This window comes from Lysinibacillus sp. GbtcB16 (assembly GCF_019091145.1).
In the GTDB taxonomy this organism is placed as follows: domain Bacteria; phylum Bacillota; class Bacilli; order Bacillales_A; family Planococcaceae; genus Lysinibacillus; species Lysinibacillus fusiformis.
Map to the genome: position 1 here is coordinate 1 of NZ_JAGXJV010000961.1, position 230 is coordinate 230.

Below are 230 nucleotides of genomic sequence, written 5' to 3' on the forward strand. Positions count from 1 at the left end.
TGGTAAGTTTAGCGCTGCGGGTGCAAAACGTATACGTCCTGCATTTGGAAGTACGTTACAGCAAGTATTCGGTATGGCGGAAGGATTAGTGAACTATACAAGATTAGACGATCCGGAAGAAATTATTATTCATACACAAGGTAGACCGATGTCTGCACTCGATGAAGTACGAGTTGTTGATGAAAATGACAACGATGTACAACCGGGCGAAGTAGGTAGTTTATTAACAC

The 230-nt window shown here is 42.2% G+C and carries 1 protein-coding gene; it reads left to right on the forward strand.

All coding sequences use genetic code 11. The features are described 5' to 3' along the window. On the forward strand, positions 1-230 hold a 230-nt coding region (locus tag KVT27_RS26450), incomplete at both ends, for an AMP-binding protein (protein WP_369009681.1).